At 68.2% G+C, this 17,038-nt stretch carries 16 protein-coding genes and 2 pseudogenes; 14 read left to right on the top strand and 4 right to left on the bottom strand.

Annotated elements, in window-relative coordinates; genetic code table 11:
* Window positions 1–2 precede the first annotated feature (2 nt).
* The 6 genes and pseudogenes from ACZ7DE_RS39080 (at window position 3) to ACZ7DE_RS39055 (ending at window position 4,938) form a co-directional block, all read left to right on the top strand.
* Window positions 3–254, top strand: coding sequence for an ATP-dependent DNA ligase (locus ACZ7DE_RS39080; RefSeq protein WP_470769138.1), 252 nt, complete (start codon window positions 3–5; stop codon window positions 252–254).
* A 263-nt stretch (window positions 255–517) separates the two neighbouring features.
* Window positions 518–1,138 (top strand): DUF6417 family protein, encoded by a 621-nt coding sequence (locus ACZ7DE_RS39075; RefSeq protein WP_470769137.1) that lies wholly within the window; start codon window positions 518–520, stop codon window positions 1,136–1,138.
* Window positions 1,139–1,568: 430 nt separating this feature from the next.
* Window positions 1,569–2,060, top strand: a complete 492-nt coding sequence (locus ACZ7DE_RS39070) for a lamin tail domain-containing protein (RefSeq protein WP_470769136.1) — start codon at window positions 1,569–1,571, stop codon at window positions 2,058–2,060.
* A 182-nt stretch (window positions 2,061–2,242) separates the two neighbouring features.
* Window positions 2,243–2,335: pseudogene (locus ACZ7DE_RS39065) on the top strand (Ku protein); the annotation flags it as partial.
* Window positions 2,310–2,585, top strand: a complete 276-nt coding sequence (locus ACZ7DE_RS39060; RefSeq protein ID WP_470769176.1) for a hypothetical protein — start codon at window positions 2,310–2,312, stop codon at window positions 2,583–2,585. The pseudogene ACZ7DE_RS39065 and the gene ACZ7DE_RS39060, both read left to right, overlap by 26 nt.
* Before the next feature lie 229 nt (window positions 2,586–2,814).
* Window positions 2,815–4,938, top strand: coding sequence for a HEAT repeat domain-containing protein (locus ACZ7DE_RS39055; protein WP_470769135.1), 2,124 nt, complete (start codon window positions 2,815–2,817; stop codon window positions 4,936–4,938).
* Between the two features lie 114 nt (window positions 4,939–5,052).
* Here ACZ7DE_RS39055 and ACZ7DE_RS39050 read toward each other — a convergent pair whose 3' ends face one another.
* Window positions 5,053–6,312, bottom strand: a complete 1,260-nt coding sequence (locus tag ACZ7DE_RS39050; RefSeq protein ID WP_470769134.1) for a competence protein CoiA — start codon at window positions 6,310–6,312, stop codon at window positions 5,053–5,055.
* A 586-nt stretch (window positions 6,313–6,898) separates the two neighbouring features.
* Here ACZ7DE_RS39050 and ACZ7DE_RS39045 point away from each other — a divergent pair.
* Window positions 6,899–7,030, top strand: coding sequence for a hypothetical protein (locus tag ACZ7DE_RS39045; protein WP_470769133.1), 132 nt, complete (start codon window positions 6,899–6,901; stop codon window positions 7,028–7,030).
* A gap of 90 nt (window positions 7,031–7,120) precedes the next feature.
* Here ACZ7DE_RS39045 and ACZ7DE_RS39040 read toward each other — a convergent pair whose 3' ends face one another.
* Complete coding sequence (locus ACZ7DE_RS39040; RefSeq protein WP_470769132.1) at window positions 7,121–7,714, bottom strand: SRPBCC family protein; 594 nt, start codon at window positions 7,712–7,714, stop codon at window positions 7,121–7,123.
* Window positions 7,715–8,067: 353 nt separating this feature from the next.
* The gene (locus tag ACZ7DE_RS39035) at window positions 8,068–9,099 is read right to left on the bottom strand and encodes a medium chain dehydrogenase/reductase family protein (protein WP_470769131.1); all 1,032 of its coding nucleotides are present in this window, start codon (window positions 9,097–9,099) and stop codon (window positions 8,068–8,070) included.
* Between the two features lie 168 nt (window positions 9,100–9,267).
* On the opposite strand from ACZ7DE_RS39035, the gene ACZ7DE_RS39030 reads away from it, so the two are divergent.
* The 5 genes from ACZ7DE_RS39030 (at window position 9,268) to ACZ7DE_RS39010 (ending at window position 13,437) form a co-directional block, all read left to right on the top strand.
* Complete coding sequence (locus ACZ7DE_RS39030) at window positions 9,268–9,927, top strand: TetR/AcrR family transcriptional regulator (RefSeq protein ID WP_470769130.1); 660 nt, start codon at window positions 9,268–9,270, stop codon at window positions 9,925–9,927.
* A 354-nt stretch (window positions 9,928–10,281) separates the two neighbouring features.
* Window positions 10,282–10,518 (top strand): hypothetical protein, encoded by a 237-nt coding sequence (locus ACZ7DE_RS39025; protein ID WP_470769129.1) that lies wholly within the window; start codon window positions 10,282–10,284, stop codon window positions 10,516–10,518.
* Window positions 10,454–11,833: a HEAT repeat domain-containing protein gene (locus ACZ7DE_RS39020; protein WP_470769128.1), complete on the top strand. Its 1,380-nt coding sequence runs from the start codon at window positions 10,454–10,456 to the stop codon at window positions 11,831–11,833. Before ACZ7DE_RS39025 ends, ACZ7DE_RS39020 begins: the two co-directional genes overlap by 65 nt.
* Before the next feature lie 123 nt (window positions 11,834–11,956).
* Window positions 11,957–12,505: an HNH endonuclease gene (locus ACZ7DE_RS39015; protein ID WP_470769175.1), complete on the top strand. Its 549-nt coding sequence runs from the start codon at window positions 11,957–11,959 to the stop codon at window positions 12,503–12,505.
* Window positions 12,506–12,909: 404 nt separating this feature from the next.
* Window positions 12,910–13,437: a hypothetical protein gene (locus tag ACZ7DE_RS39010; RefSeq protein ID WP_470769127.1), complete on the top strand. Its 528-nt coding sequence runs from the start codon at window positions 12,910–12,912 to the stop codon at window positions 13,435–13,437.
* A 392-nt stretch (window positions 13,438–13,829) separates the two neighbouring features.
* On the opposite strand, the gene ACZ7DE_RS39005 is transcribed toward ACZ7DE_RS39010, so the two are convergent.
* Window positions 13,830–14,264: a hypothetical protein gene (locus tag ACZ7DE_RS39005; protein WP_470769126.1), complete on the bottom strand. Its 435-nt coding sequence runs from the start codon at window positions 14,262–14,264 to the stop codon at window positions 13,830–13,832.
* A 95-nt stretch (window positions 14,265–14,359) separates the two neighbouring features.
* Here ACZ7DE_RS39005 and ACZ7DE_RS39000 point away from each other — a divergent pair.
* Window positions 14,360–15,109: pseudogene (locus ACZ7DE_RS39000) on the top strand (transposase).
* Between the two features lie 1,006 nt (window positions 15,110–16,115).
* Complete coding sequence (locus ACZ7DE_RS38995) at window positions 16,116–16,865, top strand: hypothetical protein (protein ID WP_470769125.1); 750 nt, start codon at window positions 16,116–16,118, stop codon at window positions 16,863–16,865.
* Window positions 16,866–17,038: the final 173 nt, after the last annotated feature.

Raw genomic sequence — 17,038 nt, 5'->3', positions numbered from 1 at the left:
GAGTGGAACGTGCACCTCTCACCGCCAGTCGAGCCAATGCTGCCCGCTCCGTGACGACTCTGCCGCCGCCCGGGGCACGTCCCGTGCTATACGAGCAGAAGGCGGACGGGTTCCGCGTCCTCGTTTTCACCGGCCGAGAGCCGTATCTCCAGTCCAGGCGCGGCGCCGGCCTTGGCCCGGCCTTCCCGGAGATCACCCGAGCGGCAGCCGCTCTCGGTGTCCAGGCGGTCGTCGATGCCGAGCTGGTGGTCTGACACGACGGCAGGTTGGACTTCACAGCACTGCAGCACCGTGCCCGGCTCCGCGGCGACAGGGCAGAGCACGTCGCCCGCGAGCAGCAGCCGATCCCGGAGCAGATGGGCACCGTGAAGCGCTGAACACCTCCAGCCCTGTGCTGGTTCCGGCAAAGCGGGACCTCTACGGGCATGGAGGCGACCCACGGACAGCGAAGGCGTGACCTGTGTGCTTCATCGTCTGTTGCACTGCTGGGGCCCGGGCCCGGGCCAGGGGGATGCGGATGACGTACGGGGAAAGCGCGGTCAGGGCGCTGGAGGCGGTGGCCAATCGGCAGCGGGCGGCCGACCACGGCTGGGCACTGGACTGGGACCTCCGCCCGGTCAAGCAGCGCGTCTTCAATCTCGCCGAACGCGGCCTGACGGAGCTCGCCGACCGGGAAGACCGTGCGGCGCTGTCGGCGTGGGAGGGCAGGGCCGTTCGGTGGGCAGCCCGCCTGACCGCGCCCGGCCACGACCTCCTCCTCTACGACCGCTGCCGTCCCCAGCCCAGTCCGGATGAATCCGGACTGGGGCTGCGGCGGGTGGAGCTGCTGCCGTCGCAGATGACTGCGCTGCGTCTGTTCGTCGCGCTCGCCGGCCGGCTGAGGGTGCCGCCCGCCGATGGACTGGAGGAGCGGGTGCGCGGGGCCCGGCCTGAGGCGGGGGCGAACCGGCACGTGCTGTATCTGTCGCAGGAACAGATGGAGTCGGTGGCGTACGGATTCTGGCTGCACAAGATGTCCGGCTCGGCACTCGAGGCCAACCGCTTCGCCCGCGACTACGGCATCGCCCACCAGCCCGCTCCCGCTGCGGAGCGCTATGTCCAGTCGCACAACGACGCAGGTCGGTCGGGGGCTGTGTAGGCCGGTCCGATACCTCCACTCTGCATTGTCAGATCAAGGGACACCGCGGCACGGACTCCGAGAGTCACAGACTTTGCCTTCCGACCCGCCGGTGACGCGGCGTGGGGTTGTTACTCACTTTCGGGTGACGGTCCGCGCGGTGTCGGGGTGGCGTGGTGTGGCGATTCCGAGAGCCCGGTCAATTGTTTCAAGGGAGCAGGAGCAGTCACCCCGTCAACCTCGTACACCATCGGCATAGATGGAGAATGCACCCGAGAGTCACGGAAATATGGGCAACAGGTAACACAGCCCATGTTTCCCTCCCAACTCCCGCACGGCGTGGACAGAGTGTGTGAGCGCGGTCAGCCCGGCCGCCACCCGCACACCGCACCTACCTCCACGGCGGCCGCAAGGCCGCCCGGGAGGGGTGCCCGCACCATCTGGGGGACTCTTGTCCGCTTCTGCTTCTGTCACCGCCCGCCGTCTGGCCGCTGCCGCGCTCGCGGCCGGCGCTCTGGTCTCGGTGGCGGCGCTGCCGGCGACCGCGGCCGACCACGCCCGCGGACCGCGCGCGAAGGTGGAGATCTCCGCCGTCCAGTACGACTCGCCGGGACGCGACGACCGCTCCAACCGCTCGCTGAACAAGGAGTGGGTGGAGCTGACCAACACCACCCGCCAGAGCGTGAACCTCGACGGCTGGACTCTCACCGACGAGTCCGGCCATAGCTACACCTTCGAGCACTACCGCCTGGCCGGCCGCGCCACTGTCCGGGTCCACACCGGTGAGGGCCGCGACACCCGCACCGACCTCTACCAGGACCGCCGCGCCTATGTGTGGAACAACGACCACGACACGGCCACCTTGCGCAACGACCGCGGCCGTTTCGTCGACGACGAGTCCTGGGGCCACCGTCGTCACCACCACGGCGACTTTCGTCGCTGACCCACCGGCCCTCCAGCAGGGCCATGCCATGGGGCGATCGCTCCTGGCGTGACATGTCGGCGGCGCGCGACCCGGTGGTGCGGTCGCGCGCCGCTTCACGTTCGGAGGGCTACCTCTGTGCTGGGGGCTGCTGGGGTTCGTAGGCTGGAGGTGCTCGGGGCTCACGGTGGTGGGGGTGTGTGGTGCCCCGAACGATTTGGTCCGGCGCGATCAGCTTCGGCCTGGTCACGGTTCCGATCAACGTGGTCAGTGCGACCGAGGACCACAGCATCCGCCGTACCCGGCGCACCTTCGAGCAGACGGTGCAGCTGCTGGAGCTGTTTCCTGCACCGCGAAGGACGCGCTCCCGCCGCCCGCGAGGAGATCCGCGTCGACGGCGACACCGTCAAGATCGGCTCCTGGCTCGCCAAGGCCCGCACCAAACACCGCTCCGGCCAACTGCCCGAAGCACACGCACATCTGGTTGCCGCGCTCTTCGACGAAGACTGGACGGCCGAGGACGCCGTCCCGGCCGTCCTCGGGTAGGTCACGGGGGCGCCCTTGACGGGCCTTGCCGTCTTCCCCGGGCGGGAGGGCCCCTCGGGTCGTCGGACACCAAGTCGGACGACGAGATTGCCGTCCCTTGGGGCCGCTGAGCGACGCGTAGGGGATGCTGACTCCGCCCGCGCACGGCCCGGGATCTGCGCCGACGAGTGTCGTACGGCCCTGTCCCGGGACGCCCCTGTTGTCAGTGCCGCCTGGCATGGTGCTGATCATGTTCGACGGACTTCATGACATCGACTGGGCTTTGATGGAGCACGCGTACGGCTCGGCCGAGGAGGTACCGGCGCTGCTGTGGGCGCTGCGTTCCCCGGACGCCGAGGAACGCCACAAGGCCCTCAACCGCTTCTACGGCGCGGTCCACCACCAGGGCAGCGTGTACCCGTCGACGGCAGCCAGCCTGCCCTTCCTGTTCGAGCTGGCCGCCGACGATGCCACGCCTGAGCGGGCCGCCGTCGTCGCGCTGCTGGTCAGCATCGGCCGGGAGTCCCTCGACCTGGGCTTCGAGGACGACGGCACCGAGATCGAGTATTACCCGCCGATGGGCTGCGGGCAGGCTGTCGCCTTGCTACGCGAGCGGGGTGAGCAGTTCGCCGAACTCGCCCGCGACCGCGACCCGGACGTACGCCTGGCCGCGATTCCCGGGCTCGGGCTTTTCCTTGACGACGCCGACCGGGCCGCCGCTGTGCTGCGCGAGCGCATGGACGTTGAGCGCGGCCTCGAAGTGCGGCTACGGATCGTGGAGGCGGCGGCCACCCTGGCACTGCGCCTGCCGGCGGCCACGCAACAGGTGACGGGCTGGCTCTCCGGGCTTGCCGCCGACCCGGCCCGGGGCCCGGTGACCCGGCTCGCGGCCGTGGTCCAGCGGGCCCGCTGCGCCCCGGATGAGATCGGTGAGGATGCCGTGCCGGTCGCCGTCGGCCTGCTGCGCGAGACTGCCCACGCCATACCCGTGCGGCCAATCGCACCGGCCCCCAGCCGCCCGGCGGCACCCACGGACACAGTCGCGCCCCAGATCGTCGCCGCCTTCGAAGATCTCGACGAGCACACGCGCGTGTACGCACCGACCACGGCCCTGCTGCGTACGTTCCACGAAGTCCTGGGTGCCCGGGTGCCCGAGCGCACCGCGGTGCTGGCCGAGCAGCTGAGCAGCCCCGACCCCGGCTCGCGCCTGGATGCGGTCCGTATGAGCGGGGAGCTGATACGTACCTGGCGGGGGGATCACTCCCGGCTCCTCCTGCTGCTCGCCGACCAGCTCACCACGGCCGACCAGGAGGTTGCCGCCGAGGCCGCAGCCGTGCTGGAGTCCTGTCATCCGATCGCCGCCCCGGCCCGGGAGGCACTCGCCGCGCACATCGACGCCCAACGCGCGGCGCACGGCCCTCACGTATGGGCGGCTCCCGACGCTCTGCTGCGCAGAAGCCACCAGGAGGCCGTGCAAGCCTTGGCGCGCCTCGGCGACGCACGCGCGCTGCCGAGTCTGCTGGCCGCGCTGGACAGCGACGTCGACGCCTGGCGCGCGGTCCAGGTCGCAGGTCATCTGCCGCAGGCGGCGGATGAGTTGGTGCCCCGCCTCGGCGACCACCTGCGCCGGATCGATCTCTCCCAGCAGCGGACCGAGATGAGCGCCAACGCGATCCTGGCCGCCCTGGCCGCGCTGGGCGACCCGGCCGCAGTTCCTGCGGTGATGGCCACGCTCGGCGCCGCGGTGCGCCATGAGCAGCACGGCGTCACGCAATCAGCCCTGAAGGCACTGGCGGCGTTCGGCCCGGCGGCAACTGGCGCAAGGGACACGATCCGGGCGCTTACCACCGCCACCGACGCACGCGTACGGCCCGCCGCCGTCGCCGCGCTATGGGCCGCCGGCGAAGACCTGACCGAGGTCATGCCGCTCCTGCTCGGCCTCCTCGACGACACGATCACCTTCCGCATCAGTGACGCGGCTGATCTGCTCGGCGAGATAGGCCCGCCCGCCTCCGTCGCACTGCCACGCCTGCGAGGCCTCCTGGCGCACGACTACGAATGGGTTCGGGTGCCTTGCGCGGCCGCACTGTGGAAGATCGGCGGTGAGACCGAGGCACCAGCCGTCCTGGACGCCCTACTGCAGGCCATGGCCAAGAACCCCGCGACGGCCACCCACGTCGTGGCCTGCCTGGACCGCATGGGCCCCCTCGCGGCACCGGCCCTGCCCCTGCTCCGCGAGCAACTGGCCCTACCCCGGCGCGGCGGCAGATTCCAGAGCATCGACCACGACGAAGAACTCCAGCGGATCGGCCGCACCCTCATCACCCGGCTCGATCCCCCAGCGCCGTCAGCCCCCGCTCCCCGAACAACCTGAGGCTGCGCCACCCCTCCGCCGGACGACCGCTCGGCCGTCAGCGCGACGTCCCGTCGTCAACGCCACCGGGGGAGGGGCCGGCCCGGGATTTCCGAACGCGGGACGCGCTCGACTTCAGCGTCGCAGTCCGGGGCCGACGCGCTCGTAGGCGCAGCGCTTGGTGACCGGGTTCAGGACGGCGACCTTCAGCGGGCTCCGGGCGGCCTCCTCGATCCTCGAGAACCAGGCTCGGTCGGGCACCAGGATGGTCAGGTCCGCAGGCCACCGGGCGAGCGCTGAGGGATCGGGGCACACCACACCGGCCAGTTGGAACGCGCTGTCCTTGCGCGGACGGCTGTAGAGGAGCAGTCCGTTGCCGTGGGCGGGGCTCTGGGCGCCGCACTCGACGGCCTTGCCCGAGGTGGAGCGGACCATGTGCATGAACGCGGGCCACAGTTCGGCGTCCATGCCCGCGTGCTCGAAGAAGGCCGTCAGCCGCTCCTGCTCCGCCCGCTGTTCCCGCGCCTGTTCCTCAGCGGCCTGTCGGCGGTCCTCGGCAGCTAGTCTGCGCCGTTCGGCGGCAGCGGCCCGCATGTCCGCGGCCTGCTGGCGTTGTTCGGCGGCGGCCGCCTGCAGGACTGCTTCGGCGTCGGCCTCCAGCCGGGCCCGGTCGATGGCCAGTTGGACGTAGGAGCGGGCGGTCCACCACACCGTGGCGTCCGGGCCGGTATGGGGGTGCACCCGTCCCTGAAGAATCCACCGGATCGCATCGACGAGGGAGCAGGAGACGTGGGTCCACGCCGCCTTCGTCTTCAGCGTGTGCGGCGCCGCCCAGGTGTAGCGCGCCATCCCATGGCGCATCGTCCATGCGTCCCCGCGGTTCCTGGGGGGCGCCACCCGCAGGGAGGGCACGCCGCGCTCCCACGGCCGCTTCTCCACCGCAATCCAGCACACCGCCACACCGTCCGCCGCGTAGCGATCGGTCCGCATCCGTGCGTCCTGCGGCGTCATCGGTGACAACTGCGCCTCCAGCGCCATGAACGGCCGGTCCCGCCGGTCGAAGACCAGCACGTCGGCACGCCAGGTCCGGGCCTCGTTGCCGACCTCCAGCTCGGCTCGGAAGCCCGCTGCCCGGGCGGCGGTGGCCAGCTCCAGCTTCAGCAGGTGATGCTCGGGCGACTCGTTCGCCAGCGCGCAGTCGCCGGGCCGCACCTGGTGGTAGAAGTGCCTGGCACGGTGCGCGGAGATGCGCGCGAACACCCTTCCCCGGCACTCCGGACACGCCAGCTTGAGACCTTTCACGCGGTGGACGTCCGCCCAGGACCGGCCGCACCCGAGATCGTCAAGCGACGCATCCAGCCGGCCCCAGTCCGCGTGCAGGGCGGTGTACCCCATCGGCTCCCCATCGTGTGCCCCGAGAAGGCCAGCATCCCCGTGCGGTAAGGGCGGCACACCCGGTTTCCAGGGCATGGCGCGAAGAAGGCGGAGACCGGACCCGCGCGCCAGCCGCGCCGCTGGTCTGGTCGAGGTAGCTACTCCGCTTGACCATCGCGCTGCCGACACACGTCCTGTCCCTCATCTGGCGGTCCGCCGGACTGTGTCGGCGGCCGGACGTACAGTGTCGGGGGCGTTGCTCCCGGGGCGCGGGCGGCGAACGCAGGGCATCCCGCAGGTCGAAGGTGGGGCATGGACAGCAGCGAGTACGACGATTGCGACGCCATTGTCAGAGTCCCGAAGGGCGCGCATCTCACGCGCTCGAGGAAGACCGCAGGCGCTCATCGCGGCATGACACGTGCCCCCGACACCAACCAGGTTGGTCAAGCCGAGATCTTCCTCAAGAAGGAGAACGAGCCGGACCCGGTGGCGGCCTACCCGCAGAGTGGGCCCGACCACGAGTCGGATGCCCGAGCGCAGGAGCGTCGAGAGAGAGCGGAGTTCGCCGCCGAGGTGCTCGTCCAGATCGGCTTCAGGGTGGGGAAGAGTGGCCTGCGCCTTCTATCTGCGTGCGATGGGCGGTTCGGCCGCGGAGGCCAACCGGTTCGCCCGCCAGTACGGTGTCGCCCACCGCGCCTACCGCTCGACCGGCGGCCCGCGACTGACCGGGCTGCTATGAGCCCAATCTCTGTTTCCGGCTGGGCATGCGAGGAGGAGGGTTTGGGAGGGCGCTTCCGGAGCGGCTTGTGCTCCGGAAGCGAGGGAGGTGCTACTTGCCGACCTGGCTTTCTGCTTGGTGCTTGAGGTTGTTGACCCAGTTGTGGAGGGAGTTGTCCAGGGCGGTCTGCAGGGTGGCCTGGTTGGCGGTTACGGGGTCGCCGGTCCAGGATTCCTCGGTGTGGACGAGGACGCCGTCGGTGGTCGGGGTGAAGGTCCAGACGTGGATGGCGGTGATGCCCTGGGCGGGGCCGCCCCAGGCCAGGCGTTTGCCGTAGTCGACCTGCTTGACGGTGGAGGTGATGTCCAGTCCCTCGGTGGTCCAGCGGAAGACGGAGCCGGGGCGCAGGCGTCCGGGAGTGTCCTTGACGACGACGTCGACGTTGGGCTGCCAGGTGGGCCAGTTCTGGACGTCGGTCTGGATCCTCCAGATGGTGTGCAGGGGGGCGTGGATGAGGATGTTGTCGCGGGTGATGACCGGGGCGCTGGCGTCGATCTGCACGTCGTCGGTGTGAGCGGCGGCGCCGGCCGCGATGGTGGTGGCGGTGGTGGGCTTGTCGTCGTTGAGGGCGTGGGCGGTGCCGGTGGCGAGGAGGACAGCGCCGGCGGTGGCGGCGGCGAACTTCGTCGCGGTGAGGATGCGCATGGTCGGGGACCTTTCATCACTTGTGGTGGTGGTTGTCTGCCGGGCAGGGGAGTGGGTGTAGTTACGGGGCGCCGGAGGCGGATGGTGGCGGCTTGAGGCCGTGGGGGTCAGTCGGCCTGCTCAGCGCGGGTCTTCAGCAGGCGAGCCAGGCAGTCAGGGACTGTTCCAGGGCCTGGCCGAGCTGCTGGGGGCGGCGTCGACGGGGGCGCCGCTCAGCTTGGTGGCGTCGCGCACGCCGTGGGAGAGCAGGCACATGCAGTAGTCGTCACCTTCGCGGCTGAGGGACAGCGCACCGGGAGCGCGAACGCTGCGCCCGCCGGGGGACGGATGTGTGTCGCCTTCCGCGTGATGCGTCAGGGGTGCAGGACGACCTTTCCGGCGACGGTGCCGGACTCGGCCAGCCGCATCGCCTCGGCAACCCGGGTGAGGGGGATTTCGGCGGCGATCTGGGCGGTGATCTCACCGCGCCGGAGCGCTCCGAAGACCTCGGTGAGGTCGGCGCGCAGCCTGGCCTGGAAACGGCCGCGGTTCAGGGCTCGGCCGGCCCAGACGTTGAAGAAGTAGGCGTGGCGGTGGTTGGGCAGGGCGTTCCACAGCCATATCCGGCCGAGGAGCTTGAGGACGGGCCACTGCTTGGAGCCCTCGTCGTCCCGGGTGGAGGCGCTGCCGTAGGAGACAAGGGTGCCGCCGGGCGCGAGCAGGCGCCAGGAGTCGACGATGCCGCGACCGCCGACGTGGTCGAAGACGGCGTCCACGCCGGCCGGGGCGAGCTGGCGGACGCGGTCGGGGATGTTCTCGGTGCGGTAGTCGATCGGCGTCACCCCTTGTTCCCGCAGGGTGACGTGGTGGCGCGCGGCGGCTGTGCCGATCACCTTCGCTCCGGCGGCCTGCGCGAGCTGGACGAGTACGGAACCGACGCCGCCGTTGGCGCCGTGCACCAGAACGGTCTGCCCGGCGCGGATGCGAACCTTGCGGTGCAGCATCTGCCACGCCGTGATGCCGTTGATCACGACAGTCTCGGCCTGCGCCGCGCTGATCCCCTGCGGGACCGGCACGGCGTCGGCGGCGTCGACGACCACGTGGCTGGCCCAGCCGCCGACCTTCAGCAGTGCGGCCACCCGGGTGCCGACCAGAGCGGGATCGACGCCGTCCCCGGTCTGCGCCACGGTGCCGACCAGGTCGTAACCGGGGATGAACGGGAAGGGCGGCTGGTCGTAGTAGCGGCCTCGGCGCATCTGCTGCTCGGCGAAGGAGACACCGGTCGCCTCCATGCGGATGACGAGCTGGCCCGCTCCGGGGACCGGAGCGGCGACCTGGCGTACCTGAAGTCCCTCCGGTTCCACCTTGCCCGGCAGTACGACCTCGACCCGTGTTCCCGCGTTCATGACGACCTCCGTCGATCCGGCGCACCAGTTAGTGGGCGGCGCGTTCGTTAGAAGTTATAACTGCTCGATGGAGTGACAGTCAAGAGCGTTCGTAATAGGGTCTAACTCAAGTCGAGCTGCTCGCCCGGCAGCAGACAGTGGTGAGCGAACAGGGGAAGGGACGTCCAGATGACCGTCGCGGGCAAGGAGACACCACGCGAGCGCTACCGCGCCCAGCTACGGGCCGAGGTGAAGGAACGCGCCTGGCAGCAGATCGCCGCCGCCGGGGCCCCGGGACTGTCCCTCAACGCCATCGCCAAGCAGATGGGCATGAGCGGCCCCGCGCTCTACCGATACTTCGCCAGCCGGGACGAACTGATCACCGAGCTGATCCGGGACGCCTATCGCAGTCTCGCCGACACCATCCGTGCCGCGGCCGTCCCGGGTGCGGATCTCGCACAACTCGGGCGCGCACTGAGGGCATGGGCCCTGGAGGACCCCCAGCGGTACTTCCTCATCTACGGCACACCGGTGCCCGGCTATCACGCACCCGAGGACATCACCACGATCGCCTCAAAGATCATGGACGCCCTGCTCGACGCCGCGGCCGGCGCCGCTACGGAAAGCCCGGACGACGACCACCCCGACGCGCGCCTGGAAACCCACCTCGCCGAACACCGGCAGTGGGCCCCCGACCACCCCGCATCACCTGCCGCGCTGCGCCGCGCCCTGCTCTTCTGGAGCCGCCTGCACGGCATCCTCTCCCTGGATCTGGCAGGCCACTTCACCGGCATGGGGTTCGACCCGGGCGAGCTGTACGAGAGCGAACTGCGCCATCTGGTGCGGTGAACGACCCAGCTCCAGCCGGGCGTCCGGAGCCACTCGCGATGGCTCCGGACGCCCGGAACTGTACGCCGTGCGATCCCGGTACGACGGGAGCCCTACGAGGTTCCGTTTGCCGCCGCCTCCACAGCCCTTGTGCCGTCAGTTCGTCATCACGGTGGCACTCCGCCTCACCGAGATCAACGCGCGCGCCGTACCCGCATCGTGGAAGTGACACCGACCTGCGTTGCTGTTCGCGGCCCGTCCGTCGGCTCAGCGGCTGAGCGGTCCCGTGTCAGAGACATGGGCGTCTCGCGTCAGCCCCGTTGTCAGTCCCCTCCGTAGCCTTGGCGCTTCAGTGGCGGTTGCCAAGCTGAGCGGATGGACCGTGGTGAGGAGCAGCTGCTGCGCCTCTACGGCGCCGACCGCGATCACCCGGGCCCGCTGCCCGCCGGCACCGGCCTGCTGCTCGACATCACTGGCTGGACAGCGGACGAGATCCAGACCGGCGTCGCGCTGATGACCGGGCTCGGGCAGTTCGGCACCGGCGGCCGTGCCCTGTACGACCCGCGCCCCGGCGAGCGGAAACGCTGGGACTGGTCCGGCGACTCACCCTGACGCTCCCGGGCCGACTCGCCCAGCGAACCGGCCCGGGGCACGCTGGAGGCGTGACCAGCGCAAGCACCCCGGCGTATCGGACAAGCAGTGGGCTGCACTGCGTGGCGACGCCCTTCCCGAACTCCTCCGTGCCAGCGGGCTGCTGCGCCAGCGCCACGACGACTTCATCTTCATCCATCAGACGTTCGCCGAGTTCCTCACCGCGCGACGGATCGCCGAGAAGCTCACGCTCAGCACTATCGAGTTCCGCAGGGTCTTCCACCACAACCCGCTGTGGCCGTCCTGGGCCCTGGGCCGCCGCTTCTCCGATCCGGCGGCGACCTCCGTGGTCCGCTTCCTGATCGACGCCTGGGGACGCAAAGGCCAATTCGGACTCAAGTCGGCGCTCCGCGGGCTCGCGACTTATGGCGAAGGCGCGGCCCTCATTGCCAGCCTGGTCGCCGACGGAGCGATGGTCGACGGGGCCGCGCGGGAGTCGGCCATCTCTGTACTGCACAGAGCCGCCCTCGAGCTGGATCACGAGGCGGCGATGGCCCTGGCCCGTATGGGAGACGATCGCGGCGTCGGCATCCTCGTTGGTGCCACGCAACGGGACCGAAGTGTGGAGCATCGCCTGAAAGCAGCCCGTGGCCTCGCCGACGTGGGGGACTCCCGTGGTCTCGACACTCTGCGCGCGATGGCGGCCGACACCACCGACCCCGGTCGACTCCTGGCGGCGGAGGAGCTGGTGCACCGGGACGAGCCTGAGGGCACGGCGGCCCTCGTGGAGATGGCGAGAAGTGCCGACACCGGATCGAGGCTCTGGCTCGAAGCTGCCAGGGCGATGATCCGGCTTCAGCTCGCGCAGGGCGTCGAAGCCCTCCTGACCCGCCTGACCGACACCGGCGCGTCCAGCCAGGCGCGCATCCTGGCGGCCGAACACCTGGAAGGACACCATGCCGAGACGGTCGCGCGGACGCTGGCGGAGCTGATCCGGGGCGAGTTGACCCCGGAGGACCGCGTTCGGGCGCTCAGGCTGCTCATGTCGTCCAGTGGGCCGCAGGTCGCCGCGAGGCTCGGTGAACTGGCCGAGGATGCGCGGCTGCCCGTGCACCTGCGGATCGAAGCGGCACACGGCTGTGGCACGGTCCTCAGCCAGCGACAGGCAGCAACGACGACCAGTGCTGGTGAGCTCGTCAGCTGGCTCTCGCTGGCCGGTCATCGTACGACTTGCTACCGCGGGCCGAGTCACCCTGTCAGACCTGTGCGCTACGTTCCTCTGCCTGCAGGCCGGTTGGGGCATGCGGCCGATCCGGCGATGGGGGAGGAGAAATAAGTGTTCGTTGGCGAATACCTCAACTGGACAGAGGGTAACCCCATTGTTCCTTACGAGAACCCTCGGCGAACAAGCAGCACAGGGACGTATTGTGCGGTTCACAGATGGTTCGAGCCGGGTCCCATGAGGTGCACCTACTGCGGCGTTAATGTTTACTGCGCATGCGGTGCTGCGGAGCTGGAGCCGGGTGCAATTTTCCGCGTACGCGTTGCCGATCTTTCGAGGAGACAGGCGACGCTTGATCATTTGATCCCGAGAAGTCGCGGCGGAAGGCACGATGCGGACAATGTTGCTGTCGCATGCCGCAGCTGCAACAGCAGTAAGCAAGATTTGATGTTTCCAGCAGAGTGGATCCCAAACAGAGACTTATTCACTTACATTAAATCATCGGAATCACTTCCGCCACTGGAGGACATTAGCTGGATGGGGCGTCGGATTAGTCGACTCATTTCCGAGTTGAACCCCGAGGAATTTCCTCCGTCTGTAGCTGAGGTCTGCGCAGTTCACCATTGGCGGCCACGGGATGTCCATCTGGCTCTTGCTGAAATGCATCGCGCGGGAGCCTTCTGTGTATTTGCTCATCCGTGTGCCCCTTCAACGCGCTATTACCGGCCCATTGCTGACCTTCAAGATATGTTTGCAGGTGCAGTATGGGTTGACGGGTGGTCATGACTAGCGGTCGCGTCTTCAGCTTGAGCTACGGGGCCTGCGTGGCCAGCGGCCTGGCCCCCGCTCTGCCTCGCACAAAATCTGGCGCGGATCTAGCACGATCCCTTCGTCCCGAACTCTCGGCTGGGAGGTCATTGAGGTCTGGTGGGCTGGTCAGTCAGCCACTGATGGCTGTTGGCGGTCGGCCGCGGTCGTGATGGTTGCTGTACTTCGCTGCTGTACTGCACCGGCTCCGGAGGCCGCCTTCCTCCCTGACATATGCGCAGGTCACAGCTTTAGGTTCGTTCGACGGGGTCGAGTCAGTCCGCGGATAGACCGCGCAGCAGGGCGTACTTCCATGCGGATGCCGATGGTGCACGCCTGCACTGAACCCTCCACGAGTTGGACATTCGGGGATAATGAGCAACGTGGCAGACAGTGCGCTCTGGGTTGCCGTTGTAACAGGCGGAACCGCCATTATTGCAAGTTGGCTAACAAGCCGAGCCAACGCGCGGGCCGCGCGCGAGCAAGCGAGTTACTCTGCAGCAGCTCAGCGGCGTGATCGGCTCAGGGAGATCCAACGTGCCGCGTACCTGAACTTGATTCAACATGCGCAATCAGTTGCCCCACTGGAGAGGCGAGTCGTGGAGCTTATCCGACGGCCGCCCAGCGAACAGCGAACCGCGGACCTGAAAGAGCTGGCCGCGGCAGCGCGCAAGGCACATTTCGACTTCCTGGCCCTCCAGCGTGTGGTCTCGCTGGAAGGTCCACCGATAGTCAAAGAGTGTGCGAACGAGCTAGAACAATGCCTGAGTGCTTACTGCGCAAACCTGGAGAAGGCAATTGATGGAGATAAGGTCGCGGCAGCAAGACTAAATTCCATTTATCACGATGGCGATGAAGCGCTGCAACGCTTCATCGCTGAAGCAGGCAATGCTCTCAACTCCTTGCAGTGATAACAGCGGCCTGAGTGCAGCGAAGACTATTTGGCTCGTGACGAAGATTGCCAAGCCCCTGGACCGTGATCGCGCTTTCTGAGGGGTGTTGCACCACGTGGTCGTGTTGATCAGCCGTGAGGGGTTTATGCAGTCGCACAGCATGGGGTTCGACCCTGCCCCAACCGCCTCGGGAGAGTGGCGGGGGGATTGCGCTGCTGAGCTAGGATTTAAATACCAGGCCAGCTGCTGGTGACTCGGCCGTGAGATACCCTCATCGACCGTTGCTGACCCCCGCATCTGGCACGGCTACGGCACGCCGCGAGCAGAGGGCGCGGAACCTGGCCGGCTCCGTCGGTGCCCGGTGATCAACCGCCGTAGCGGTTGCGCAAAATCTTTGGTGACTCGCGACATCAGCCCAATCGGGCCTTCCGGCGGCGTCTCCACCAGCGGATACGTTCTGTCTGGGGATCGTAGGCAGTCAGCCCGGTCTTCTCTACGATGGCCGCGAGGGCGTAGACCTGGCCGAGCACGACTGCAGCGTCGTCCCCTGCATGCCAGTAGGGCACAGTGATGCTCACCTCATCACCGAAGACGGACAGGTCGATGCCGGTGCCCGAGCGGCTCAGGTCCCGCGACTCCTGCTCGTACTCCGTGATCTCTACTCCGCCCAGCAGGGTCCGAGCCTGCGGCACTATTCGGTCCCACGCTTCAAGGAGGTGGGTGGGGATCGGCTCGCTGTCCTCGGCTGCGCCCTCCATCGCCTCCAGGATCTCATCCCAGGACTGCCCGTCGCGTCGGTTCAAGAAGTAGATGTCGTAGCCACTGAGCTCTTTCAGAGTGGCCACCGGTCGGGTGGCGGGGTGGCCTTCCGCAACGCACGAGGCTCCTGTGCCGTTGAGAGAGGTGTTCGACGTCTCAACTCATCAGCGCAGGAGCCTCGTTGGTTCCCTATCCTGCCGCACTCGACCTCCCGCACGCCCTGGTCGAGGGGGTAACCATGCTCATCGTCACCCGTGAGGGTGACCGCCGCTGCAAGCTCCCGCCTCACCAGCGTGCCCTCGTCGGCCTGGTCTACCTGCGCCGGCACGACACGCTCGCGCAGATCTCCGCCGGTTTCGGTATATCCGTCGGCACCGCCCACGCCTACGTCACCGCCGTCGTCGGCCACCTGTCCCGCCGGGCGCCCGGCCTGCTGCGGGTCCTGCGGAAAACGGATCCCGATCACGTCCTGCTCGACGGGACGCTCGCCGAGTGCGACCGGGTCGGTGACAGCCGGGCTGACTTCTCCCAGAAGCACCGCCGCCGCGGCGTGAACGTGCAGGTCGTCGCCGACCCAGCGGGCAGGCTGCTGTAGATCTCGCCCGCACTGCCCGGCCGCACCCACGACCTGACCGCAGCCCGCACCCACCGCATCATCCGAATCTGCGAACGCCAGGGCGTGCCCGTCCTCGCCGACCGCGCCTACATCGGGGCCGGTTCCTGGATGACCACGCCGATCAGACGTCTTCCCCACCAGGACCTCACCGCGACCCAGCGGACGATCAACCGGGCCCTGTCAGCAGCACGAGCACCGGTCGAACGAAGCGTCGCGAGACTGAAGTCCGGGCGCATCTTCCGCCGGGCCCGCTGCAGCCCCAACCGCATGACGGTCATCGCCGCAGCCGTCCTCACCCTGGAGAGGCAACGCTGAAAACGCTCACTGCGCGATCGTAGGCACGCGAACACTGCGAGGACAGGGCTGAGGCCGCTTGCCCAAGCTGATTCCGTTCATCAGCTTGGGAGGCTGCGGGCATTTGGGGCTTGATTCGACGCTGACCTGGGCGAGCAGCTTGGCCACTGCTCTGGCGGCCACGGCTGTTCTCACCGTGGTTCCCCGCTGTTCCCCGCTCGATCTGGTGCGCTTGTGGTGCGGCCGTGGTCACCCGCGTTAGACCCTGGTGTCATCTGAACACGCAGACCACGCGCCCGTAGTCTTCGATCTGCTGCTGTTGTTCGTCTGGCTGAGGTGCGTGCTCGTCGTCTCCGCACCTGAGGACTGTTCCGTTGTCTCCTTCAAATACGGAGACGACGCCTCCGTGGTAGCTGCAAGCTCCTTGCCGGCCGATGGAGTCTGAGCGCCACCCGTCTCCGCACTCGTAGCCCCGATACGTCCAGTGAACTGGCGTGTACGTGGCGGATGGTGTCCCAGAACTGACGGGCGGATCCTCGGCATCATCGTTCCACCCACTGAGTTGGGCTGTGACCGGGAGGACGACGAAGATCCCCACGCCGATAAGGCCTGCCAGGGAGTAGGCCACCACCCGAGCAACCCGCCACGCGCGGCTCTCGACGAGCCTTTGCCGGAGACTACGCACGGAAGACTTCTAGCGCAGCAACGGGCTGTGGCGAGCTTCTTCGCCGACATTGGCGGCAACTCCTTGCCTGACGCGGCTGCTACAGGTCATCAGGTCCTGCACTCCCGCGCCCCCAACACGCTTTCCAACTGTGTTGGTGGGGAGGCGGGCCTTGTACAAGGTCGTTCACCTGCGTTCATGGACACCCCGACTTCGTGCTGCTCCGGGAGTGGGGTCCCGCCTGAACGGTCGTGAACTCAGTTGAATGAGACGGAAACTGAGACCGGCCGCCCGCAGTAGTGCTCTGTGCATTCCCGGTGAACCAGTGGACGTGCGACCGGACTACGTCCATGCTCATCGCTCATGAACGCTGACGTCCTGTTGCCGATCGCGACGGCTGGAGGGGCTGCCCTAGTGGCGGCCGTCGGTGCGGACGCATGGTCTACCGCGCGTGATGCCGTGGCCCGCGTCGCCGAGGCTCGTAAGCGCGTGCGCACCGCAGAGCAAGAGCTTGAGCAAGTGCTTCGCTATGTGGACCCTGGCGACAGGCCGCGAGATGAGCATTTGGACGCGGATGAGGCGGTTGACCAGGACCCCGACGGGTCATCCAGGGACAGGCCCGAGCCCTTTGGGAGCCGCACTCTTGCGCTCCCGGAACTGTGGGCCGTCACGCACGGTCGCCTGGATCTCTACCACGCGATTGCCACCGGTCAGGCATCCCGGTCCTTTCGCAATGCCCAAATCGCCATGGTCCTCGGCTTCGCCCTCCTCATCGCCTTCGTCATAGTCGCCCTGAGCGCCAGCACCACAGCGGGTGCAGTCGTCGCTGGCGGCTTGGGCGCAGTCGCTGCTGCACTGGCTGGCTATGTGAGCCGGACGTTCGTACGGTCACAGGAGACTGCGGCCAGCCACCTCCGTGCCTACTTTGATCAGCCCTTGGAGTTCTCGCGATACCTCGCCGCGGAGCGTCTCGTCGCCGATGCGAACCTGACCGAGGAGCAGCGCGCCGAGGTCGTCACCGCGCTCGCACAAGCCATGATTGCCGGGCCCGTCGCACCAGTTGCGGACATACCGAACGGCTCGAACGGTGACGCGGGAAACGCGCGTGCGTAGGCGGCCCGCCCCCGCATAGCGGCAGAAATGAACGCAGCCTCATCGAATGGCAAGGCAAGGCAGGCCAATACTGCAACTGTGTCTGTTCTGAGTGCTGGGCAGTTTTCAGGGGCTGTGTCCGCGTCGTTTGTAGTGACTGCGGCGGGCTTGATACTGGCGTCGTCGGCGCCAGG

The organism is Streptomyces sp. NPDC037083 (assembly GCF_055606485.1).
Note: the sequence above shows the minus strand (reverse complement) of the source record. Positions and strands in the feature narration are given on the sequence as shown.